Origin of the sequence: Azotobacter chroococcum, assembly GCF_002220155.1 — a bacterium.
Lineage (GTDB): Bacteria > Pseudomonadota > Gammaproteobacteria > Pseudomonadales > Pseudomonadaceae > Azotobacter > Azotobacter chroococcum.
In genome coordinates, this window is record NZ_CP011836.1 from 175,970 (window position 1) to 197,972 (window position 22,003).

The following is a 22,003-nucleotide window of genomic DNA, read 5'->3' on the forward strand; positions in this document are numbered from 1 at the left end:
TATCCGCTGGTGCAGACGATTCATCTGTTGGGACAGTTCCGTTAGCGGAGAGCGCCACACCGACTGGCGCTGCAGGGCGGCTAGCTTCGGCAAGGCCTCGCGCAGCCAGCTCGAATTGGAGATCCACACCAGGATCGCCAACCGCCACAGAGACGCCTTGCATCAATTCAGCCGGCAACTGGTGAACCAGTACGGCGAAATCCATGTGGGCAATGTGTTGTCCGCAAAACTCGCGCAAACCAGGATGGCAAAGTCGGTGCTCAATGCCGGCTAGGGCCAGTTGAAAGCGATGCTGGAGTCGGCTCCAGCCAGCCGGGCCTGTGTTGGTGAAACAGAAGAGGAGGGCGATGCCCTGTGAACACCAGCACTAGTTAGCAGCTATCGCTAGAGCGAGAAGCTCTTAAAGAAGAGGAAGGTTCATCTGGCGTTCACTGCGGCGGCTACGCGGCAAGCCAAGCGACTTCTCAGCCACCAACATGCGTTTCGACCCAGCCATCACATGCTTGACCCAGTCTTTACCCGGGTAAAGCGTGAACTCAGCATCGATTGGGGCAGGACGCCCATTTAGCCTACGAGCGGGAAACACCTCTTCACACTGGTAGTCATGCAGCAGGCCTGACTCCTTCATCTTATCCAGTTCGCGAATCATTGCCCGAATGCTATCGCGCAGTCGCTTGTGATGAAGGCCAGGTGTCATTTCCTTCAAGGCAACCAACCGGAAGGAAAACGGGTGGTTGGTTGAAATATTCGGCGCCATGTAGTGCATCTGCCGAATCAGGAATGCGGCAAATGGTGCGAATCCCAAGGTGTGCGCAACAGGGTACTGCCGGTAAGTGACGTTGCGGATTGCGTTGGATACGAGCGGATGGAGATGCGCTGACCACACGTCCTTCCCGACAGCCATGTCGGAATCCGTTGTGGTCCGCTCGAAGCTTGGAAGAATTGGCCTCCGGGCTTCATGCTTGATCCCATCCTCAGAGCGGGAGCTGATGGTCATGGTCGTTGACGAAAGCACTTCCAGTGCTTCACGTATCTGGCCATGACTGAGAGTGCTGCCCATGCCTTTCAGCGTGCGAGCAACCTCCCGCGTCGTGAAACAGACACGGTACAAAGTCTCACCATTGACCTCATGCGTTTCCGCTTGAGCGCATGCAATGTGATTCAGTGCCTGCTCTACCGCTTGCTCGCGTGCACCTGGAAATCGGCGCTTCGGGTCCGATTTGCAAACCTTTGGATAGTAAGTACCAGGGAACAAGGTCAACCGGAAGGGGTGACCAGCTATGGTGAAGTCAACCTTGTAATCGTTTGGGACGATCCCGGATTTATCGTTCAGGTGCTCTGCCGAAAACTTCGGGATTTGCTCCCACAGCATGATCACATTCGACAACCCAGTCCGCTCCGTTTCATTGTTGCAAAGGAATGACTGAAACAATCGGAGTGCCTCCAAGTCCCGCTGTCCAGGTGGCACAATCTCAGGCTCGAAGCACCCGGCAGGCCCCCAGAGGAAAATCTTCTCTTCCGTTTTCACAGCAGATGGCATGACACACTCCTTGGCAGCACGCAAATCAAGCCTCAGGGAAGCCAAGAACAATATTTTGGACGCCTCATCTATGCAACTAGGGTGGGAGATAAAACAACAGAACTCCCCTCGAGCTTCACAGAACGGTTCATACCCCAAGATGTTGCAGGTCTAGGAGTTTTTGGCCGTTTCGTCTCCCGCTGCCAACGATCTGCGAGATTGCAGGCCGCTTTCGGGGCTTTGATCTCCCGGACCCAGAGTCTCTGCAGGGCTGGCTCCGTCTCCAAAGCATGAGTTGTGCCCTGGAGCCCGGGGCATTCTGCGGTTTCATCTCCCACGGCGGCTGCAGGTCCTGCTGCTTTTGCCGTTTCGTCTCCCACAGCCAGCGGTCTATGAGGCTTCGGGCCACTTTCGAGGCTTCGATCTCCCGCCACAGAGTCTCTGTAGGGCTGGCTCAGTCTCCAGGGCATGAGTTGTGTCTTGGAGCCCGGGGGATTCTGCGGTTTCATCTCCCACGGCGGCTGCAGGCCCTGCTGCTTTTGCCGTTTCGTCTCCCACAGCCAGCGGTCTACGAGGCTCCGGACCACTTTCGAGGCTTTGATCTCCCGCCACAGAGTCTCTGTAGGGCTGGCTCAGTCTCCAGGGCATGAGTTGTGCCCTGGAGCCCGGGGGATTCTGCGGTTTCATCTCCCACGGCGGCTGCAGGCCCTGCTGCTTTTGCCGTTTCGTCTCCCACAGCCAGCGGTCTACGAGGCTCCGGGCCACTTTCGAGGCTTTGATCTCCCGCCACAGAGTCTCTGTAGGGCTGGCTCAGTCTCCAGAGCATGAGTTGTGTCTTGGAGCCCGGGGGATTCTGCGGTTTCATCTCCCACGGCGGCTGCAGGTCCTGCTGCTTTTGCCGTTTCGTCTCCCACAGCCAGCGGTCTATGAGGCTTCGGGCCACTTTCGAGGCTTCGATCTCCCGCCCCCAGAGTCTCTATAGGGCTGGCTCGGTCTCCAGGGCATGAGTTGTGTCTTGGAGCCCGGGGGATTCTGCGGTTTCATCTCCCACGGCGGCTGCAGGCCCTGCTGCTTTTGCCGTTTCGTCTCCCACAGCCAGCGGTCTGCGAGGCTCCGGGCCACTTTCGAGGCTTTGATCTCCCACCCCGGAGTCCCTGTAGGACTTCCTCAGCAGGACAGGCGTTGTGCCCTGGAGTTCGGGGATTCTGCGGTTTCATCTCCCACGGCGGCTGCAGGTCCTGGTAGTTTTTGCCATTTTGAACCGCCTCAAGCCCTATGGCCCGGTCACACCGACAATTGTCACTGCCTTGATCGGGCAGTGACAGGCAGGGTAGGGCAGATACCAAATGGGAGATGAAACACTAGTAAGTCAAAAATTAACCAATTGGAGCACCCAAAGGTAGAGTTATCCACACCCAAAAGCCTCTACAGTGGGAGATAAACCCCCAAAAAGCCCTGAGAAGCTGGGAGATGAAACCCAAGAAACCTCACAGCAACCCTGCTATGCCTTGCCTAGAAACGTGATCAGGCGGGAGATTAAACCGCAGTAAGCCGCATCGTTTGGGAGATGAAATAGCATAAACGTGGGAGATAAATCACGAGAAAGGCGGGAGATAGACCAGGCATAACCAAGAGATAAATCCTTATAAAACAATTAGTTAAACTTAAATGCTTTTATCCTTTTAATCCTTTTCCTTCTATTAAGCAGGGAAAGCGTTCCCACGGATCCTAGGTCTAGGAGTTTTTGGCCATTTCGTCTTCCGCAGCCAGCAGTCTGCGAGACCACTGGCCGCTTTCGGGGCTTTGATCTCCCGCCTCAGAGTCCCCGTAGGGCAGGATCCGTTTCCAAGGCATGAATTGTGTCCTGGAGCTCAGGGGATTCTGCGGTTCCGTCAGATGCCAAGGTCACCAAGCAAGGACACCTTCCCACTTCCACACCTTGCCCTCGGTAATCCCTGCCAGGAGGTGGTGTACTCAGGGCTTAGCAGCTCCCGCCGCATAGCCCAGGATCCCTCAGCATTCTCCCTCCCGAAACGCACCGTCCCACGGCCATGCTTAGCGTTGATCGCATCCATCACACCCATCAACGGCTCGCTGTTGGATCTCGGTTTCGGGGCGAAAAGATCGCCTGTGGTTACACCCCGCTCGACGAACTGGGAAAGAACGACCCCTGCCTTCACATAGGCAGGCCCAGATAGATAGAACGCTCGCAGGCCTCCAATGGCTGCCTGAACCAGATCGCGCGTATCGTCGGTGGGATAGGGCAGGGCGATGACTCGCGAGCCGCTGAAGGGGTCGACCGGGCTGAACAGGCTGGTCCGGGCAAACACCTGCAGGCAGTTAGCGAGGCTCGCCTGCTGACGCAGCTTGACCGCAGCATGGGCAGTGAATGTGGCCACTGCTCTCTCCAGCTGCTCAAGGACAAAAACTTTCTCTCCGAAAGAGCGTGAACAGAGGATCATCTGCTTGCGCTCCGGGCTGCCATCGGCGAACGGAAAGCACGCAATGCCCTGCAGCTCCCGGGCCGTGCGTTCCACTGTCGCGCTGAAACGCCGGCGCAGCAGCTTGGGATCTGCACTAGCCAGCTGCCAGGCAGTCGTGATGCCAAACTCATCGGCCAGCCGCTTGTTCAGGCGCGGCCCTATGCCCCAGACCTCACCCACCGGGGCGTAGCGGAGCAGTTTCTCCAAGCGTATGCGATCGCGCAGATCTACCACGCAACCGGTCTTGGCCTTCCAGCGCTTGGCAGCCCAGTTGGCGAGCTTGGCTTGGGTTTTTGTCGAACCGATACCGATACCGATTCCGACCGGTAAGCCGAGGCGGCGCTGGATCTCGTTTCGCACATATCGCCCCCAAACCTCGGGGTCAGGAACCCCGGACAGGTCGGCGAAGGCCTCGTCGATGCTGTTGATGGACAGCTTGCCAGGCGTCAGTTCCTCCAAGATGGCCATGAGCCGGTTGCTGAGCGACTGGTAGAGCTCATAATTGGAGGAAAAAACTTTCACCTCGTTTCGTGCCAACAGCACACGCAACTCGAACACTGGTTGCCCCATCTTGATGCCCAAGGCCTTCGCAGAGTCGTTACGGCTCACCACGCAGCCATCGTTGTTCGATGGCCACTACTATTGGTTTGTTGCGAAGCCAAGGTTGGAACAGCAGCTCCGCCGAGCAGTAGAAGCTGTTGGCGTCGATCAACGCTATGGCCATGGCGCCTACCGGCCCACCAAGTCATGCAACACCCAGATGCACACCCCCCAGATTTCCAGAGGCTCATCTTCGCCCAGGCGAATCGGCTCGTAGCCCGTGTTCTCAGCCAACAGCAGCGGTCGGCCTTCTTCATCGAGAGCCAGACGCTTCACCACGAATTCGGGGCCGATCACCGCAACCACCACATCCCCTGGCTGGGCCTGCCGGGCTTTGTCGACAACGAGAATGTCTCCGTCATGGATAGCGGCGCCCTGCATGGACTCGCCCCAGGCACGCAGCAGGAAAATCGAGGACGAGGGGCGAATACCCACTAGCTCATCAAGGGACAGATCGGGGACCTGGTAGTCCGCCGCCGGCGAGGGGAAGCCACAGCTGGCTTGGCCGCCCAGCAGCAGAGGCTGAGGTTGCAGGCTTTGGGAGAGGCTGGCGATTAAGGAGGCGTTCATCTTCCATGGCTTACTGTATTTTTATACAGTAAAAAATCTAACCCAAGATTCACAGCCAGTGAAGCCCACCGGCAGGCTCGCTTGGGTTTTCTCTAACTCGTGAGAGAACGGATTCGTCTTTCACACACCACGAGCAACCTGATGCAGTCTTCACCTTCCGTTCCATCCACCTCTGGGCGCCGTTTTCGGGTCCGCGACCTGTCGTCGCATTACGGCGCGCCGACCTTCGATCTCGTCTTTCTCGATGTGGAGAACGGCGTAGAGCGCCATTCGGAAGCCGTCTGGAATAGCCAAGAACAGGCCATTCTCGAAGCCGAACACCTGGACGCAGCCCAGCTACGCCCGCTGCATTGGGAGGCGTGCAGGCAAAATAGTGGCGATTTTGTTAATTTCTAACCGCTTTATGTACGAAATTGCACAAAAAAGATGTGATCTTGCACTGACGGTTATAAATGACGCATCATCGACAAGATTGATTCAACGTCATCTTTCGAGACTCAAGGAGTGAGCGCCATGGTCTTCGACCGGACGGTCGTATCAGCGCACGTCAGCGCTGGTTTTATTGCCGATGCCACTATCCGCCCTGCCGACGATCAAGAGGCGTGGGTGCTCGAGTTTGCACGCGTGGATGGCGACAAGGATTGCCTGACCTATGCACGCCGAACCTGTGTCAAAACATACAAGAACTGCGATGCGGCCTTGACCGATGTTCACGCCGTGGGAATCAAGAAGGTAACAGTGCTGATGAGTTAAGCGAACGCAGAAAAGCAGAAGGCCCGGTCTGCGAAACCGGGCCTTCTGCCAGAACAATGGGTAGGTCACTTTTTCGAACGAGTCCCTACCCCCAATGACACAACCAGCCATTTGGTGAGTTGAGTATGACTGCGCCCAAAATTTTGTGCAAGTTTGAAGCGTCGCCTGTCCTCGCTGCCAAGCCGGCGAGGGAACGATGAGCAAACCAGCACACAAACTCCGACACCCCGCAACGCCTGTCGCCGGACTCTCCGCAGCGGCCCGTCATAACCCGGGTTATGACGGGCCGCGTCGAAAGCTCACCGAGGCCCAGCTAAAGCTGCCGTTCTTCCGGAAAGCCCTCGAGTGCCTGGAGTCGATTGTCCAGACGCGCTTCAAGCTGCTGCCCCGGCTGATCCACACCAACGGCAACGAGCGCCTCACGCGTGTCGAGGTCTACAAAAACCTGGCGGCCGTCGCCGAACCCATACTGGTCCGCCTGGATCTGGCCACCGGCGTGCTCGGCTGGCTCGACGAGACGGGGAATTTCCGCCTCAACAACCAGAAAGGCCTGGCCCACGACGCCGGTCTTCAGCCCGCCACCCTGAACCGGCTGTTCAAGCTGCTGGAAAAAACCGGCTACCTCACCCGACGGCTCGAACGCATCGCAGTTCGCGAGCATGGCACCCAGCTCGTGCGCACCCGGGTGATGATCAGGTTCACCGACCTGTTCTGGCGACACCTCCGACTCTCGCTTGCCCATACCCTATCCAGGAAAGCGGCACGCAAGAAACGCCTGCGCACGCTGCATGCCCTCGAACTCGCCAAGGCTCAAACCGCCCCCGCCCGCACGCCGGCCAGGAGGAGCAACCCACGAGGGCAGGGCGGAGCGGCGGCGGCGCTCAGCGACAGACTCCGGGTCCGAACCGCCCCCCTCGACGACAGCAGGATGCCCGAACAGTTGCTGCGACTTGACCTCATTCTCCAACTCAAGTCCGAGCATCCCTCGCTCCCGGCCGCCGAGCTGAATGCCATGGCGGACGCCATCCTTTCCGGCGCCGGATAGCGCTCGCCGGCAAAACCGAAAAGGCTCTACCTCCCCCACCTTTATCGTCGTGCCTGGCGAGGCGTTGTCGTGCCTGGCGGAAACCCGGCGATCGAACAGCCCGCCTTTCCCCCCTCCCCAAGGCCAAAGAGCCGCCAGCAAGGCTTCCAACCGGCCCCCGAACAGCCCCATTCCAGCCCATCGAGCCGGTCGCTCGGCGCACAAACCGGCGACACGAAAAACGGCACGTCGATAAGTCGAATTTTAAATAGCCTCCAGTACCAACCTTTCAGGTTGAAAAGCCTTTTCCTTGGATCGAACAGCATTCCCAAACAGCCACTGCGCTCGTTCGCCACCGTCGCGTAACGGTTCGGCCCCTTCTCCCAACCAGGAGAAGCTGATCGGGGATCGGCGATCGACCCTCAGCACCGAGCCGCCAAAAAACGAAGCGTTCAGCAAAAATCCGCGAGAACCCTCGCCCATTCGGGCGGGGAGGAAAGCGGGGCGTGCAGGGCACGCCTGAGGGACGCAAGGGTTGACGGAGCCGTTGGGCTGAATACTATATATTTATCCAGCTTTCTGGTGTGAATCATGCTGAAGGCCACCAAGGTACGCCTCTACCCGACCTCCGAACAGGCGGAATTTCTGCATCGCCAGTTCGGTGCCGTGCGGTTCGTGTACAACAGCGCTCTTCGCATCCTGTCCCACCGCTACAAGCACCACGGCCAGTCCCTGAGTGCCAGACACGACATCAAGAAGCTGCTGCCGGTCGCCAAGACCTCCCGAAAGTACGGCTGGCTGAAAGAGGCGGATTCGATGGCGCTCCAACAGGCGTGCCTCAACCTCGACAAGGCCTTCCAGAACTTCTTCAACCCCAGGCTCAAGGCCCGGTATCCGCGCTTCAAGAGCAAACGCGGCAAGCAGTCCAGCTATCACTGCGTGGGGGTGAAGGTCGGTGACGACTGGATCAAGGTGCCCAAGCTGGGGCCGATCAAGGCGCGGATTCATCGGCCCCAGGGCGGCAAGCTGAAAAGCATCACGCTGACCCGCACCGTTACCGGCCAGTACTACGCTTCCCTCCTGGTGGATACCGGTGAGGCAGCCCCGGCGCCGCTGACGACGCTCGACGCAGGCAAGGTGCTGGGTCTCGATGTGGGTCTGACCCACCTGCTGATCGACTCCAACGGTGCCAAGATCGACAACCCGCGCTTTCTCAGGCGTGCCAGGGCGAACCTTCGGCGCAAGCAGAAGGCGCTGTCGCGCTGCCGGAAGGGCAGCTCCAATCGGGCGAAAGCTCGCCTCAAGCTGGCCAGGGCTCACGAGCGCGTGGCCAACGCCAGAAATGACTTCCAGCACAAGCTGTCTCACACGATCGTTGGCGACAACCAAGCGGTGATCGTCGAGACCCTGCAAGTCAAGAACATGCTGAAAAACGGCAAGCTGGCCAAACACATTGCCGATGCCGCATGGCACTCTCTGCTGATCAAGCTGGAGTACAAGGCCAAGGCACAGGGCAGACACTTGGCCAAGATCGACCAGTGGTTCGCCAGCTCGAAGACCTGCCACGTATGCGGCTACAAGGCAGAGTCGATGCCGCTGGGTGTCCGTGCATGGCAGTGTGCCGATTGTGGCAGCCATCATGACCGAGACGTCAATGCTGCTCTGAACATCAAGCGGCAAGGCATTTTGAAGTTGAAGGCGGAAGGACTGTCCGTCTCTGCCCATCGAGGCTTGCATAAATCCGGTGTGTCGCCGGTTGCAGCCTGAGAAGTGGGAAGCCTCGCCCGATAGGGCGGGGAGCAGTCACAAACACTGAATTCAAGCCAGAAAATGGCCTGAAATGACCGCACACGGCCGAAATCGACATGCACACTCAGGGCTCGTAATCGAGATCAAGGAGCCCCCCGTGACCCCACTGAGCACGAGCTTCAGTGTCCTATCCAACCCGGCGGTAATCGGACTGGATATTGGCGCAACACTTTCGGACATCAGAAATACGTTCAAATCGCTGGACTCAATGATTGGGCATTCCTACACAGGCGGACCGCTATTCAGGGTCGCTGCCTATGAACTAAGAGAGTTAGGCATTCTCGGTGCGGAACTGGCGTTCAACCACAACGATTGTCTGGACGCTCTCTACTTCCAGTTCGAAAAGGTCCAGTACCCGTCACTGTTGGAATACTTGCAAAATGTTTTCACATGGGTCAGTCAGCGCGATAGTCTCCAGGGCAACTTCATAGCCATTTTCAGCAATGGTCCTATCGAGATCACCCTCGATCCTCAAAGACCCGGCAGTTCATGTTTTCTAAGTTACACCAGCCCCGCTTTCAAACGAGCCCGTGAAGCTTATACCTGCGCGATAAACAATAGTGATTATTGCCTTGCACTTCATGACTAATTTAAAATACAGGGAACGTAAGCCTGGCATTCGAATTGGACAGGCGGTTATCTAGCCGATCCGTCCGCCTGTTCAGACACTCTTTGAATATTGGTAGAATTTTGGAAGAGGATCATTGCACCATGTGCAATGCCTTGCATGGAAATTTAAGGATAAAACCATGGAAATGATAAATAACGTCGAACCCAGCAAAGTCTATGATCTGCGTATCATTGCGGTCTCCCACCAGACGATCATCATGAAGTCCGATCTGGAGAACCTGGATGTATTGGCTCGGTACGTGATTGCCACCGCGCTGTGGAGCAAGTGTGCGGAGTGTGCGCGGCAAGCCTTGCTGTCGGCTCAGGTGCCTCTCATCAGCGAGGCAGCCCAGCAGAGCCAGACAGCGGAAACAGCACAGAGCACGATCGCAAATGTGCGTTTGAACTGACGGGGAGGTTTGAAAAATGGATGCCTCTGGTGCAAAAGTGCTGAAGGTGCGTTTCAAGCACCAGAGGCGCCATTTTGAAGCGACCGTGACATTTGCTGGAACCATCGCAACGGTGGTCCTCTCGACTCTGCCTCACTACCCATTCACCGTCGACTTGGACGCTCCCGAGGACGTCACCCTCACGCTGCCCTCGGATCGTGAAGGCGCGAAGCCCGTGATCTGCGGTAGCCTGGACAATGTACCCTTCCTTGCCGAAGCCCTGAACGCAGCCCGGACTGCTCTGTGGCTCATGCCGAAACAACCCCCGCACCACGTCTAGCCTAGCCCGCAGGATTTTCCTTATCGCCTCAGTGCCATGTTAAGCTAAACCGATCACTGGAGCTTGCCAGGGCAAGCATAAGGCTATTGAAACAGTAGCAATGTGCATTTAATTTATTTGCGACAATTCTCAAGGAGGCCTGTAATTGGCAGCCTTTCTTGTTAACCGAGTGAACAATAAATGACGGGCGAGACGGGGGTCTCCACATGACCAAACCGTACAATGACGACGCTCACATCAAAACCGCTGAAAATGGTGCATCCTCCTCAGACACCGCTGAGAAAGGGAATTTGATTATGAAAGACTCTGTATACGTGGTGCGTAGCGTCCCCTACTGGGTTGCTCCCCCCGAGCCTCATGAAACCTTCCGGGATATCGAATGGGGGGTCATGGAAGTTCTTTCCGACAATACGCTCCGCTTTGTCCGTAAGCCCCCCAACAAGAGAGATCTCGAAAAACTGATCCAGCACCTGGAAAGCCAGTGCTAAGCGAAAGGCCACCCCACGGTGGCCTTTCTGCTTTTGGGGCCTGCCAAAGTTAATTTCCAGCCATTTTGTGGCCTGAAACGCCCACACACCGCGAACGTTCTTGTTTAACGTCCTGCCAGAGCATTCGACATCCACTGTCTGGCCTGGCCGCGCGCCCTAAAGCACGCTGTCCCGAGCCAGGCTCCTTCAGGGCATCCGGCATGGACCTTCAAGCACTCGAGTTTCACCCATTCTCCAATCTCTTTCCGCTCCTGCAGGGCGAGGACTTCACCAACCTCGCCAAAGACATAGAACTCCACGGCCAGCGCGAACCGATCATCCTTTTCGAAGGCCGGATCCTCGATGGCCGCAACCGCTATCGAGCCTGCCTGGAGCTGGGCCGAGAGCCCGACACACGCCCGTTCGAAGGCGCCGACGCCCTCGAATTCGTGCTCAGCCTCAACCTGCGCCGCCGGCAGCTGACCATCGCCCAGCGGGCGGTGATCGCCGCCGATCTGTCCGCGCTGCGCGAACAGATCGCTCAGGCAGAAGCGAAGTCCTCGGCCCCGGGAGAGACCTCGCACGATAGCGCCATGGGGATAGAGCAGGCTGCCCAGCTGCTGGGGATCAGCCCGCGTTCCGTCTCCTCCGCCAGCCGCGTCGTCCGAGAGGGCGCCCCTGAGCTGGTCGATGCGGTGCGAAATGGCAAGGTGAGCGTGTCCGCCGCCGAGCACGTCTCCAAGCTGGACCGGACGCTCCAGCAGGAGATCTGTGCGAAAGGAGCACGAGCCCTGTCCAAGGCCGCCCGCGAGATCCGCCTGAAGGACAAACCCTCAGCGCCAGCCAAAATGCCCTCTGCACCCGCCGCAACTCCGACGTTGCAGGACATGCTCCTGGTCGAGCAAACCGCCCCGCAACCAGCCGCCGCGCACGCACTGGCCAAGAAACCGACCGCGCTGAAACTGTTCGAGCTGGCCGACTAGGCGATGCAGGAAGGGCGCGAGCCGGAATCGGTAGCCGAGGCGCTGCTGGCCGAGCTGGAGGAGGGCATCGACCACCAGCGCCTGATCTTCACGATCGAGGTGGCTATCCATCTTCGCGACCGAGTGACAGCCCGGGATTGATAGGCCGATGTGGATTTGGGTTTTGTCGAACCTGCATTGAAATGGACTTCACGGGCTCACTCTTGGCCAGGCGTTGTTCCCTGCCAGAGTGAGCGGCTTAAAAAATATCGACCTCGAGGAGAAACACCATGTACGAGCGCCTGAAAACAATAGCCTGGTATTTGGGCTGGCCCAGTGCGGGCTATGTCGTGGGACACTTGCTGTTGCAGCTCAGTGGAATAATCAAGTGAGCTTTTATTTGCTTGAGGCAACAGCAGTAGTAATATGTTGCCGTCAGGCATAATTAATCGACGAGGGAATTGAGATGTCCAAGATCCTGGAGTTTCGGGCTACCGAAGAAGCGATCATCGAGTTGCAAGCCAAACTCGATGCCTTGAAGGGGAATCAGGGTTTGCAAGAGGAGCTGGAGTTCGAGCAAAAGCTCCGCCAGTTGATGCAGGAGCATGGAAAGACCCTGCGCGACATCAACTTGATCCTTGATCCGCAGACGTATCAGCAGGCTGCTCAAGCTTCCCAGAGGCCGCAGCAATCGCGCCGGCCGCGCGAGGCGAAACGCTACCGCAACCCCTATACCCATGAGGTCGTGGTCACCAAGGGCGGCAACCAGCGCACGCTCAAGGCCTGGAAGGAGCAGTTCGGCGCCGAAGTGGTAGAGAGCTGGCTTGAAGGCGCGCAACAAGAAGAGCCGCTGGCCAGTGCCGGCTGACGCCGGCCTGTAGCTCGTCATGCCGCCGCATCCCAGCGCCTTGTCCGCCCGACCCACCCTGGCCGAGATCAACGCGGCACTGGTCGGGCTCGGGCTCCCGCGAATCCCACAGGAAAAAATCGCCTCGGTTCTCCAGGTCGAGGACCGAGCGCGAATCGTTGCCGCCATCGATCGGGCACCCCAGGATGCGGAGGCCCGGCGTTTTCTGGCCGACGTGCTGAGCGCTGCGGGTATCGGCTCGGAAGCGGCCATCGACACAGCGTCCAACCCGGCGCCGGAAGAGCCGGACCCTCGCATGGACAATGCCGCCGTGCACGTCTACGGAGGCCGGTTCGCGCTGTGCTTCGAGGCCGACACCACCCGCCAAGGCTTCCCTACGGTGGCGCTCGATGCGACCAACGCCGACGGCCCCATGCAGTACAACTGGTCGCAGAAGATCCGCCTGCAACTGACCCGGGCCGAGATGCCTGTCGTGACGGCTGTGTTGCTCGGCGTATTGCCGGGATGCGAGTTCAAGAATCACGGCCAGGACAAGGACAAGGGCTTTTCGCTGGAGCGGCAGAAAGGCGGTCGCGTGTACGTCAAGGTGTTCGCCAGGGAGCAAGGCGTGAAAGCTGTCCCGATCATTCCCGCCGATCTTTTCTTCGTGTCGGCCTTGTTCATCCGGCAACTTCAGAAGGCCTGCCCCTGGATGAATGCGGCCTCGCTGGTCGAGTTGATCAGAATGACCCAGACCATGCCGGAAAGTTGAAGCTGGTTAGTTAGCCCGGGACTTCGCTTGGGATTTTCGGCGGCGGTGTTTTCCTGAATGCACAACGTGCAGGAGGACACCGATGCAACTTCGCCCCTATCAGAACGACCAACTTCACCTGCTTCGGCAAGGCATTGCCGCGAAGCAGTATGTCCAGATGCTCATGAGTCCCACGGGCTCGGGCAAGACCGAAGTCGCCAAGGCCATCATCGCCGGCTCGCAGGCGAAAGGGCGCCGGGCCTGGTTCGTCGTCGACAGCGTGAGCCTGCTTGACCAGGCCCTGAGCCGCTTTCACCAGAGCGGCCTGTATGCCGGCGCCATTCAGGCGGACCACCCATGCACCGACTACGGCAAGCCCATCCAGATCTGCACGGTGCAGAGCTTGCGGCCCAGGCTGCAGCACCTGCTCGCCGCGCAGCCGCCGGACCTGGTGCTGATCGACGAGGCGCACATCCTCCACAAGCCCCACCTCGAGCTGATCGACTGGTGCCGGGCTAACCGGGTGCCAGTGATCGGCCTGAGCGCCACGCCGTTTCGCCGCGGCCTGGGCAAGATCTTCGACCGGCTGGTCAGCTGCATCACCACCGAGGAGTTGACGGAGCAGGGCTATCTGGTGCCGACCCAGTGCTGGGCCCCGTTCGTGCCCTCGCTCAAGGGCGTGGGCACCAAGGCCAACGGCGACTGGATCGAGGACGAGCTGGCCGAGGTGATGGGTGACGCCAAGCTACTCGGCGATATCGTGTCCCACTGGAAGGCGCTGGGCGAGAACCGCAAGACCCTGGTCTTCGCCTGCAACGTGATGCACTCGAAACGCCTCGCGGAAGCCTTCTTCGCCGCCGGCGTCATGGCCGCGCATATCGATGGCTACATGCCGCCGCACGAAGTCGACGAGATCCTGCGGCTCTACAAGGCCGGCCGGATCAAGGTGCTGGTCTCGGTGGCCATGCTCATCAAGGGCTTCGACGACCCGGAGATTGCCTGCCTGGTGCTGGCCCGCCCCACCCAGTCACTCATGCTGCATTACCAGATGCTCGGCCGTGGGCTGCGCCCCTCTCCGGAAACCGACAAGGCCAACTGCGTCATCATCGACCATGCCGGCAACCTGCTGCTCAACGGCCGCCCCACCGACACCCTGCCGGACCGGCTCGACACGGGGGAGGGGGAGCCTGCCGATCGGCGCCAGCAGGCCAAGCAGGACCACGAGCAAAAGACCAAGGCCTGTCCGCACTGCGGCTTCGTGTTCAGCGGTCTGCGCTGCCCGAAATGCGCCCACGAGATCCTGCTGCCCGATGGCGTGGCTGTGGCGCCGGGCAAGCTCGCCAAGCTCGACGATCGCCGCAAGGTGCTCGGGCCGACCTGCAAGCAGGACATCTACCGGGAGCTGCTGGGCTATGCCCGCGCCAAGGGCAAGAAAGAGGGCTGGGCCTACTACGCCTACCAGGCCTTCCTGAAAGAGCCGCCGGATCGCGCCTGGCGCAGCAGCTCCCTGCAGTCCAAGCCCCTGACGCCGGAGATGCGCGACTGGATCAAGGGCTACAACATCCGCCGGGCCAAGAGCCACGTCCAGTACGGTACTTGAGGCCTACTGGGCAGTGACTCATATGGCCTGCTCTTCAGCCACTTCACAGGAGGGGTAGGACGGATGTGATCTGACAATGTGAGGCCGCCAAGTGCTTGAACTGTGCCTCCGGATGGGGTCTCCTCCGGCCTGTCAGCCAAACCTGACCAGATTGAGCGCCGGCAGCGGGCCGCCGGGGAACTGCACCAGGCGGGCGCCGACGGCGAGCGGGCCGAGATCGATGGCGAAGAAGCCCAGTCGCTCGATCAGCGCGCCCACCGCCACCCTGGCGCGGGCGTCGTCGCCGGAGAGGAACAGCACCCGCCGGCCGCCCTCCGCTCCCGGCGCGCCGGAGACCAGCTGCGGCTGAAGGTGATTGAAGGCCTTGACCACGCGGGCGCCCGGCACAAGTTCGGCGAAGACCTCGCTGGAGGTGCGGCCGTGCAGTTCGACCGGCCTGAACAGCGGCGCCTCGATCGGGTTGTTGGCATCGATCACGATGCGTCCGCCGAAGTCCGGCAGGCCGGTGAGCGCCGCCGGCAGCTTCGACCAGTTGACCGCGACCAGGACGATGTCCTGCGCCGCCGCCTCTTCGCGGGTTCCGGCCCGGATCGAGGGGCCGAGTTCGCGAACCAGCTCCTGCAGCGACTCCGGGCCGCGGCTGTTGGCGATGACGGCGGGGATGCCCTGCCGGGCGAGCGCCCGGGCGAATGCTGAACCGATGGCGCCGGCGCCGATGATACCGATGCTGTTCATGCTGCTGCTCCTGTTGTCGGGATGGGCTGGATCAGGCGGTGAAGCCGCCGTCGGCGACGATCTCGGCGCCGGTGACGAAGGCCGCTTGCGGGCCGGCGAGGAAGGCGACGACGCTGGCGATCTCGTCCGGCTGGCCGTAGCGGCCGAGGGCGATGCCGGGGCCGACGATCCGGCTGACCGGGCCGCCGTCGGGGTTCATGTCGGTGTCGGTCGGGCCGGGATGCACGGTGTTGACCGTGATGCCGCGCGGCCCCAGGTCGCGCACCAGGCTGCGGTTGAAGCCGGCGACCGCGCCCTTGGTCAGGGTGTACAGCGAGGCGGTCGGAAAGGCCGCGTAGCGCGTCATCGACGAGCCGATATGGACGATGCGCCCGCCGGCCTGCATGTGGCGCACGGCCTCCTGGGTGGCGACGAACACGCCGGTGACGTTGACCGCGATCATCCGCTCGTAGGTCTCGAAGGCGATTTCCTCGATCGCCCCGCCGAGGCCCAGGCCGGCGTTGTTGACCAGGATGTCGAGGCCGCCGAAGGCTTCGACGGTCGCGGCGACGGCGGCGCGCACGGCAGCCGGATCGCCCGCGTCGGCGGCGATGGCGAGCGCCCGGCCGCCGGCGGCCTCGATGGCCCGGACGACCTCGGCGGCCTTCTCCGGCGAGGCGCTGTAGGTGAGGGCGACCGCCGCGCCGTCGGCGGCCAGGCGCCTGGCGATGGCCGCGCCGATCGAGCGCGAGCCGCCGGTGACGAGGGCGGTCTTGCCGCTCAGGGGAGTAGTGCCGGTGGGAGAGGTGGTCATGGGATTCACTCCGGGGTCGTTGTCGGTGGAGTGAATGGTGGCCCAGTCATTACCTCTTGATTAGCCGGCAATGGCTTGAATCATTTTCAAGCATCCGTATAAAGTTCACCCATGGAAACTCTCGCCAACCTCGAATCCTTCGTTCGCAGCGCCGAAACCGGCAGCTTCTCCGCCGCCGCGCGCCGCCTCGCCCTGACGCCGGCGGCGGTCAGCCGCAACGTCGGCATGCTGGAGCGCAACCTCGGCGTGCGGCTGTTCCAGCGCTCGACGCGCAAGCTCACCCTGACCGAGGCCGGCGAGCGCTTCCTGGAAGCCATCGGCGGCAATCTCGACGCGCTGCAGGCGGCGATCGCCACGCTGGCGACGGAGCGGGACGAGCCGGCCGGCGTGCTCAAGGTCAGCATGCCGCCGACCTTCGGCATCACCCATGTCCTGCCGCTGCTGCCGGACTTTCTCGCCCGCCATCCGCTGATCCGCCCGGACTGGCATTTCGAGAACCGCCCGGTGGACCTGATCGCCGAAGGCTACGACGCGGCGATCGGCGGCGGTTTCGAACTCGCCCCGGGCGTGGTGTCGCGCACGCTCGCCCCCGCCCATATCGTCGCGGTCGCCTCGCCGGCCTACCTGGCCGGACGCACGCCGCCGGCGGACCCGGCCGGCCTGAGCGGATTCGCCGGCATCGTCATGCGCTCCAGCCGTACCGGCCGGGTGCGCCAGTGGACGCTGCGCGACGCCGCCGGGGCCGAAATGCCGGCCAGGCTCGCCGAGACGATCACCCTCGACGACCCCGCCGCCCTGCGCGAGGCGGCGCTGCTCGGCCTCGGCGTCACGCTGCTCGCCGTGCCGGACGTGCTGCCGTGGATCGAGCGGGGCGAACTGGTGAGGCTGCTGCCCCGCTGGTACGCCGATGCCGGCGCGATCTCGCTCTACTACGCGAACCGCACCCTCATGCCGGCCAAGACCCGCGCCTTCATCGACTTCGTCGTCGAGGCGTTCCAGCGCGAGCGCCTGGCCGAACGGTTTGCCGGAAGCCTCGGATAAACATCCGCTGGGCCAAGAGCCACGCCCAGTACGGTACTTGAAGCCGTAGCGGGGGCAGGGCTGCGAGCCGCCCCCCGAATTCAAGCCAGAAACTGGCCGGAAATGGCCACACAGCGCTCGCCAGGCTTGCCACCATCGTTGACCCCACATCGCAGAACATGGAACGCCCCGATGAAGTCGACAGCAGAACAACTTCCCGTGATCCAGTACGAGGGCCACCATCTGGTGGTGAAGGCCTACGCCGGCTGCGGCAAGACCACCACCCTGGTGGCCTATGCCGAGCAGCACCGCCATCTGCGCATGCTGTACCTGGCCTACAACCGCGCCATCCGCGACGAGGGCGCGGCCAAGTTCCCGCGCAACGTGGTCTGCAAGACCTCCCACCAGTTGGCCTGGCCTGGCTTCGGCCAGCGCTACCAGCACAAGCTGGGCAACGTCCGTCTGACCGATGCCGCGGGCCTGCTCGAGACCCGCCACTGGTGCAGTGTGCGTGATGCCCTGGCCGTGCTCACCGCCTATCTCTCGAGCGCCGACCGGGAGATCGGCCTGGCCCATGCGCTCGCCGGACTCGACGGGGAGAGCTTCGCCACCGGCGGGGACGCCCATATCGAGCGAACCATCGGCTCGGCCCAGCGGCTGTGGGAGGCGATGATCGATCCCCAGCACAGCTTTCCCTGCCAGCACGACGCCTACCTCAAGCTCTACCAGTTGAGCCGGCCGACGCTGCCCTACGACGTGATCCTGTTCGACGAGGCCCAGGACTCGAACCCGGTCACTGCTGCCCTGGTCGCCGGGCAATCGGCACGGAAGATTTTCGTCGGGGACAAGTGGCAGCAGATCTATCGCTGGCGCGGTGCTGAGAACGCCCTCGACCGGCAGATCGAGGAGGGCGCCGATGTCCTCTATCTGACCCAGTCCTTCCGTTTCGGGCCGCTGATCGCCGGCGTGGCCAACGCCATCCTCGCGCTGCAGGGCGAGACACGCCCCCTGCTGGGGTTCGGCCCGCGCGATCGGGTGACGACGCGCCTGCCGTTCGGGTGCGAGCGCTACACGGTGCTGAACCGGACGGTGGTGGGCGTGATCATGACCGCCATCGGCGCGGTGAGCCTGGGCAAGGCCGTGTACTGGAACGGCGGAATCGAGGCCTACCAGCTTTCCGACCTGGAGGATGTCCATTACCTTCGGGAGGAGCAGGTCGACCGGATTCGCAACAAGCGGCTGCTGACGCAGTTCAAGGCCTTCGCCGACTTCACCGAGGCCGCGGAGGAGAGTAAGGACCCGGAGATGAAGCGGATGCTCCGCCTCCTCGAGGAGCACCACGACATCCCGCGGTTGATCGCCGCGCTGCGCCGCCATTCCACGGATGACCCCAACGAGGCGGACATCACCGTCAGCACGGTGCACCGGGCCAAGGGCCTGGAATGGGACATCGTGGTGCTGGAGGAGGATTTCCCGGACCTCTTCGACGACGAGAAAATCTCCCCGGAGCAGCGGGTCGACGAGTTGAACCTGCTCTACGTGGCCAGCACCCGGGCCAAGCAGCACCTGGTCGTCAACGGGATCGTTCAGGCTATCGTCCGGCTGGCGCACTCCAGGGCAAAGGCAGCCAATGGCTAGTGCAGTTTCATAGATGAAGTTGTGGAAATTATGGCATCAGGCGATGCTATGCCCCATGAAAGCACCTCTATTCGTTCGCCCTTTGACTACCGAGGAACGGCAGGCCCTGCAGGTTGGCTTGCGTGCCCGGGAAGCCTTCACGCTGCGGCGCTGCCAGATCCTGCTGGCCAGCGCTGACGGCAAGACCGCCACGGAAATTGCCGCTCTGTTCGGCTGCGCCACGCAAACCGTACGCAACACCCTGCGGGCCTTTGCCGCCGAGGGGGTGTCTTGCCTGACGGAGAAGTCGCATCGGCCCAAACGTGTCCGTCCCTTGCTTGCGGGCACGCAGGCCGAGCGCTTGCGCGCCTTGCTGCATCGCAGCCCCCGCGATTTCGGCAAGCCCACCCGCTTGTGGACCTTGAGCCTGGCCGCCGAAGTGGCCTTCGAGCAGGGGCTGACCGAACGGCAGCTGAGCCACGAGTCGATCCGCCAGGCCCTGATGCGCCTGGGCGTGGGCTGGAAGCGGGCCAAGACCTGGATCACCAGTCCGGATCCGCACTATGCGCGCAAAAAAAGCGACGCGACTGGCTGATCGAACTGGCCACAACGCACCCGGACTGGGTGCTGGGTTTTCAGGACGAGGTCTGGTGGAGTCGTTTCGCGCGCCCGTTCCTGAAGGCCTGGAGCGCGGGTCCGGCTTTGCGCCTGCAGCAGTTGTCGGTGGATCCGCAGGATGCCGAACCCAAGGCGCTGAGCTGCTATGGCCTGCTGCGCGCCGACACGGGGCAGATGCTGCTGCGCTTCGTCAAGGGCCGCCCGGTCAGCCAGGTGACCGAGGACTTCCTGGAGTGGGTCTGCGAGCGCCTGGCGAGCGAGGGGAAGAAGGCGCTGCTGATGATCTGGGACAACGCCAGCTGGCATATCAGCCACCGGGTGCGGGCCTGGATCGGGGCGCACAACCGCCGGGCCAGGGCCGAGGGTGGCGTACGGATCGTAACCTGCCGCCTGCCGAGCAAGAGCCCCTGGCTGAACCGGATCGAGCCCCGCTGGGTGCATGGCAAGCGGGCGATCCATGAACCCGAACGCCCGCTGACCAGCGCTGAGGTGATGGAGCGAGTCTGCACCTATTACGGTTGTGAACAGCTCCCGCCACTTGAACAGGATGTTGGTTGAAACTGCACTAGGGGCTGTTGACGTTTCGAGCCAGAGGGGGCGATGAGGAAAGGCAAACCTGCAGGATCGGAGTTCCCACACCGATAACCCTGCAGGTTGGCAATGCCCCGATTGATGCTCAGTGGCGAACTTTGTCGAAGCTGGAAAAAGTACTGCTTCAGCAATCCATCTACCAAAACTGGATCTGCGCATGATGGTCGAGGGCATGCATCTACCGGATGCGCGTGGGCTGCCTCTGGAGAGACCTGCCCAGCGCCTTCGAATGCTGGAACCGGGTCTACAAGCGCTTCAATGCCTGGTCGTCGGCGGGTTTGCTTACTCCACAGAGCCCGGTGGGCTGCTCTTTCCCTCCCGGCAAACCGCATGCGGTGCTTTCGCCGCTTTGCCAGCCCCTCTCCAACGGATCGCCCAGCACGCCAGGCCACGGTGGCCTGAGTGAGTCTGAGTGAGTGCAAGTGTCGAGGCCAATACGACGGGAGGGTACGCTTTCGGCTCCCACTGGGGGAGGCAGGCCGGGTTTTGGAAGGATGCTCGACTCAGCGGACTGTCCGGGCGGCTTGGCGAAACTGCCCCGGCGCCACGCCGAACGCTTGGCGGAACGCCCGGGTGAACGAGCCTTGAGACTGGTAGCCGACCTCCAGAGCAATGGCACCAGCGCCGAGGCTCGAGCCGAGCAGCAGCGCCCGGGCACGCTCCAGGCGCAGCCGGGTGAGCAGCGCCAGGGGCGACATGCTCACCAGCAGGGCGAAGCGGCGCATGAAAGTGGAGCGCGACATGCGGGCCTGCCGGGCCAGTTCGTCGACAGTCCAGTTCCGTGCCAGGTCCTCGAGCAGGGCGCTCGCCGCCCGGCCAAGGCGTCGGTCCAGCAGCAGCGCGACGACGCCGGAGAGATCCTGCTGCTGCGCCAGGTAAGCGCGGAGTATCAGGGTGAACAGGGCGGACGACAGCGCGTCGATGACGGCACCGGTGCCGGGGCGTTCTTCCTCGGCCTCACCCCGCAGCAATCCCACCAGCGCGCCCAGCGGGTCACCGTCGCCCGGCGCCGGGAACTGCACCAGCACCTGTTCGGGCAAGGCGGCGAATAGCGTGGCGCCCGGTGCATGGAGGAAGCGGCCGCAGAGCATGTCCAGCCCTTCGTCGGGGCGTCCCAGGCGCAGCCGCGGCAGCCAGCCCGAAGTATCCCGTAGCACCTCGCCCCGCCCGCTCCCCCCGCGCAACTCATGGGCCATGCCGTGCGGCAGCAGGAGGATCTGCCCGGCGCTCAGGTGCCGGACGGAGCTGTCCGGCAGCTCCAGCCGGCATTCGCCGCGCAGGACGATGTGATAGGCCGCCTCGCCGGGAGGCAGCGGCGGATGGTCCAGGGACCAGTCACCCTCGAGCCGGCAATGCAGGTCGAGCGTACCCTTGAGACCGGCCAGGCCGATCAGTCTGTCGATGGCATTCATTCGGGACTTCGGGACAAGAAACCGGGCCGATCGGAGCAATCCTTCCCGCTCTTCCGGGACAGACTGGTGTCACTGGCGCCGCCAGCCCATCATCCGACGCGAGGAGAAAATATCATGTTGTTCAACTGGTCCGAATACGTTCCCGCCGTGAAGCAAGCCTTCGGCAAGCTCGGCAAGACCCATCCGAAGATGCTCGCCGCCTACCAAGCGCTGGGCGAGGCCGCCAGCGCCGACGCCGCACTGGATGCCAAGACCCGCGAGCTGATCGCCCTGGCGGTGGCCGTCACCACCCGCTGCGACGGCTGCATCGGCGTGCACGCCGAAGCCGCCTACAAGGCCGGCGCCAGCGAAGCGGAAGTGGCCCAGGCGCTGGCCACGGCCATCTCGATGAACGCCGGCGCGGCCTACGTCTACTCGCTGCGCGCCCTGGAAGCCTTCGAGCAGAACCGGACCTGACCGGCCGAAGAGTGGCAGGTGCCGCCTGGCGCCTGCCG

At 61.9% G+C, this 22,003-nt stretch carries 25 protein-coding genes and 1 pseudogene; 19 read left to right on the forward strand and 7 right to left on the reverse strand.

Annotated elements, in window-relative coordinates:
* Window positions 1-400 precede the first annotated feature (400 nt).
* From ACG10_RS22185 to ACG10_RS22195, 4 genes are all read right to left on the reverse strand, one after another.
* Entirely contained in the window at window positions 401-1,540 is a 1,140-nt protein-coding gene (locus tag ACG10_RS22185) for a hypothetical protein (protein WP_040107348.1), read from the reverse strand.
* A 1,871-nt stretch (window positions 1,541-3,411) separates the two neighbouring features.
* Complete coding sequence (locus ACG10_RS24935) at window positions 3,412-4,611, reverse strand: DUF4113 domain-containing protein (protein ID WP_408608448.1); 1,200 nt, start codon at window positions 4,609-4,611, stop codon at window positions 3,412-3,414.
* Complete coding sequence (locus ACG10_RS24940) at window positions 4,601-4,726, reverse strand: Y-family DNA polymerase (protein WP_408608449.1); 126 nt, start codon at window positions 4,724-4,726, stop codon at window positions 4,601-4,603. The genes ACG10_RS24935 and ACG10_RS24940 overlap by 11 nt, the downstream gene beginning before the upstream one ends.
* A 5-nt stretch (window positions 4,727-4,731) precedes the next feature.
* Complete coding sequence (locus tag ACG10_RS22195; RefSeq protein ID WP_040107349.1) at window positions 4,732-5,172, reverse strand: LexA family protein; 441 nt, start codon at window positions 5,170-5,172, stop codon at window positions 4,732-4,734.
* A gap of 141 nt (window positions 5,173-5,313) precedes the next feature.
* Here ACG10_RS22195 and ACG10_RS22200 point away from each other — a divergent pair, with 141 nt between their 5' ends.
* From ACG10_RS22200 to ACG10_RS22255, 13 genes are all read left to right on the forward strand, one after another.
* Window positions 5,314-5,568: a hypothetical protein gene (locus tag ACG10_RS22200; RefSeq protein ID WP_193388244.1), complete on the forward strand. Its 255-nt coding sequence runs from the start codon at window positions 5,314-5,316 to the stop codon at window positions 5,566-5,568.
* Between the two features lie 117 nt (window positions 5,569-5,685).
* The gene (locus ACG10_RS22205; protein ID WP_040107350.1) at window positions 5,686-5,925 is read left to right on the forward strand and encodes a hypothetical protein; all 240 of its coding nucleotides are present in this window, start codon (window positions 5,686-5,688) and stop codon (window positions 5,923-5,925) included.
* 196 nt (window positions 5,926-6,121) lie between these two features.
* Window positions 6,122-6,970 (forward strand): hypothetical protein, encoded by an 849-nt coding sequence (locus ACG10_RS22210; protein WP_052264087.1) that lies wholly within the window; start codon window positions 6,122-6,124, stop codon window positions 6,968-6,970.
* A 570-nt stretch (window positions 6,971-7,540) separates the two neighbouring features.
* A complete protein-coding gene (locus tag ACG10_RS22215) occupies window positions 7,541-8,716 on the forward strand; it encodes an RNA-guided endonuclease InsQ/TnpB family protein (protein ID WP_040107351.1) in 1,176 nt (391 codons plus the stop codon).
* A gap of 139 nt (window positions 8,717-8,855) precedes the next feature.
* On the forward strand, window positions 8,856-9,347 hold the full coding sequence (locus ACG10_RS22220) for a hypothetical protein (protein WP_089170071.1): 492 nt from the start codon (window positions 8,856-8,858) through the stop codon (window positions 9,345-9,347).
* A gap of 160 nt (window positions 9,348-9,507) precedes the next feature.
* Window positions 9,508-9,777, forward strand: coding sequence for a hypothetical protein (locus tag ACG10_RS22225; RefSeq protein WP_089170072.1), 270 nt, complete (start codon window positions 9,508-9,510; stop codon window positions 9,775-9,777).
* Between the two features lie 16 nt (window positions 9,778-9,793).
* Window positions 9,794-10,096, forward strand: coding sequence for a hypothetical protein (locus ACG10_RS22230; RefSeq protein ID WP_040107353.1), 303 nt, complete (start codon window positions 9,794-9,796; stop codon window positions 10,094-10,096).
* A gap of 206 nt (window positions 10,097-10,302) precedes the next feature.
* Window positions 10,303-10,584: a hypothetical protein gene (locus ACG10_RS22235; RefSeq protein WP_193388245.1), complete on the forward strand. Its 282-nt coding sequence runs from the start codon at window positions 10,303-10,305 to the stop codon at window positions 10,582-10,584.
* Window positions 10,585-10,784: 200 nt separating this feature from the next.
* Window positions 10,785-11,546, forward strand: a complete 762-nt coding sequence (locus tag ACG10_RS22240) for a ParB/RepB/Spo0J family partition protein (protein WP_198319101.1) — start codon at window positions 10,785-10,787, stop codon at window positions 11,544-11,546.
* Window positions 11,547-11,549: 3 nt separating this feature from the next.
* Entirely contained in the window at window positions 11,550-11,687 is a 138-nt protein-coding gene (locus tag ACG10_RS24205; protein WP_198319102.1) for a hypothetical protein, read from the forward strand.
* 304 nt (window positions 11,688-11,991) lie between these two features.
* Window positions 11,992-12,393 carry a histone-like nucleoid-structuring protein, MvaT/MvaU family gene (locus ACG10_RS22245; RefSeq protein WP_052264088.1) on the forward strand — a complete coding sequence of 134 codons (402 nt, stop codon included), beginning with the start codon at window positions 11,992-11,994 and terminating at the stop codon, window positions 12,391-12,393.
* Window positions 12,394-12,412: 19 nt separating this feature from the next.
* Window positions 12,413-13,144 (forward strand): hypothetical protein, encoded by a 732-nt coding sequence (locus ACG10_RS22250; RefSeq protein ID WP_089170074.1) that lies wholly within the window; start codon window positions 12,413-12,415, stop codon window positions 13,142-13,144.
* Between the two features lie 82 nt (window positions 13,145-13,226).
* Complete coding sequence (locus ACG10_RS22255; protein ID WP_089170075.1) at window positions 13,227-14,723, forward strand: DEAD/DEAH box helicase; 1,497 nt, start codon at window positions 13,227-13,229, stop codon at window positions 14,721-14,723.
* 132 nt (window positions 14,724-14,855) lie between these two features.
* Here ACG10_RS22255 and ACG10_RS22260 read toward each other — a convergent pair whose 3' ends face one another.
* Complete coding sequence (locus ACG10_RS22260; protein WP_089170076.1) at window positions 14,856-15,458, reverse strand: NADPH-dependent F420 reductase; 603 nt, start codon at window positions 15,456-15,458, stop codon at window positions 14,856-14,858.
* Between the two features lie 31 nt (window positions 15,459-15,489).
* A complete protein-coding gene (locus tag ACG10_RS22265) occupies window positions 15,490-16,251 on the reverse strand; it encodes an SDR family oxidoreductase (RefSeq protein ID WP_089170077.1) in 762 nt (253 codons plus the stop codon).
* Window positions 16,252-16,362: 111 nt separating this feature from the next.
* Between ACG10_RS22265 and ACG10_RS22270 the strand changes: the two genes are divergently transcribed.
* From ACG10_RS22270 to ACG10_RS24625, 5 genes and pseudogenes are all read left to right on the forward strand, one after another.
* Window positions 16,363-17,292 carry a LysR family transcriptional regulator gene (locus ACG10_RS22270; protein WP_089170078.1) on the forward strand — a complete coding sequence of 310 codons (930 nt, stop codon included), beginning with the start codon at window positions 16,363-16,365 and terminating at the stop codon, window positions 17,290-17,292.
* A 171-nt stretch (window positions 17,293-17,463) separates the two neighbouring features.
* A complete protein-coding gene (locus ACG10_RS22275) occupies window positions 17,464-18,909 on the forward strand; it encodes a 3'-5' exonuclease (protein ID WP_089170079.1) in 1,446 nt (481 codons plus the stop codon).
* 55 nt (window positions 18,910-18,964) lie between these two features.
* Window positions 18,965-19,483, forward strand: coding sequence for a helix-turn-helix domain-containing protein (locus ACG10_RS22280; RefSeq protein WP_089166797.1), 519 nt, complete (start codon window positions 18,965-18,967; stop codon window positions 19,481-19,483).
* Between the two features lie 29 nt (window positions 19,484-19,512).
* Window positions 19,513-20,064 carry a transposase gene (locus ACG10_RS22285; RefSeq protein WP_089166796.1) on the forward strand — a complete coding sequence of 184 codons (552 nt, stop codon included), beginning with the start codon at window positions 19,513-19,515 and terminating at the stop codon, window positions 20,062-20,064.
* Between the two features lie 102 nt (window positions 20,065-20,166).
* Window positions 20,167-20,375, forward strand: a pseudogene (locus ACG10_RS24625) (transposase); the annotation flags it as partial.
* A 225-nt stretch (window positions 20,376-20,600) separates the two neighbouring features.
* Here ACG10_RS24625 and ACG10_RS22295 read toward each other — a convergent pair.
* Complete coding sequence (locus tag ACG10_RS22295) at window positions 20,601-21,509, reverse strand: AraC family transcriptional regulator (protein WP_089170080.1); 909 nt, start codon at window positions 21,507-21,509, stop codon at window positions 20,601-20,603.
* A 114-nt stretch (window positions 21,510-21,623) separates the two neighbouring features.
* Between ACG10_RS22295 and ACG10_RS22300 the strand changes: the two genes are divergently transcribed.
* Entirely contained in the window at window positions 21,624-21,965 is a 342-nt protein-coding gene (locus tag ACG10_RS22300; RefSeq protein ID WP_089170081.1) for a carboxymuconolactone decarboxylase family protein, read from the forward strand.
* Window positions 21,966-22,003: the final 38 nt, after the last annotated feature.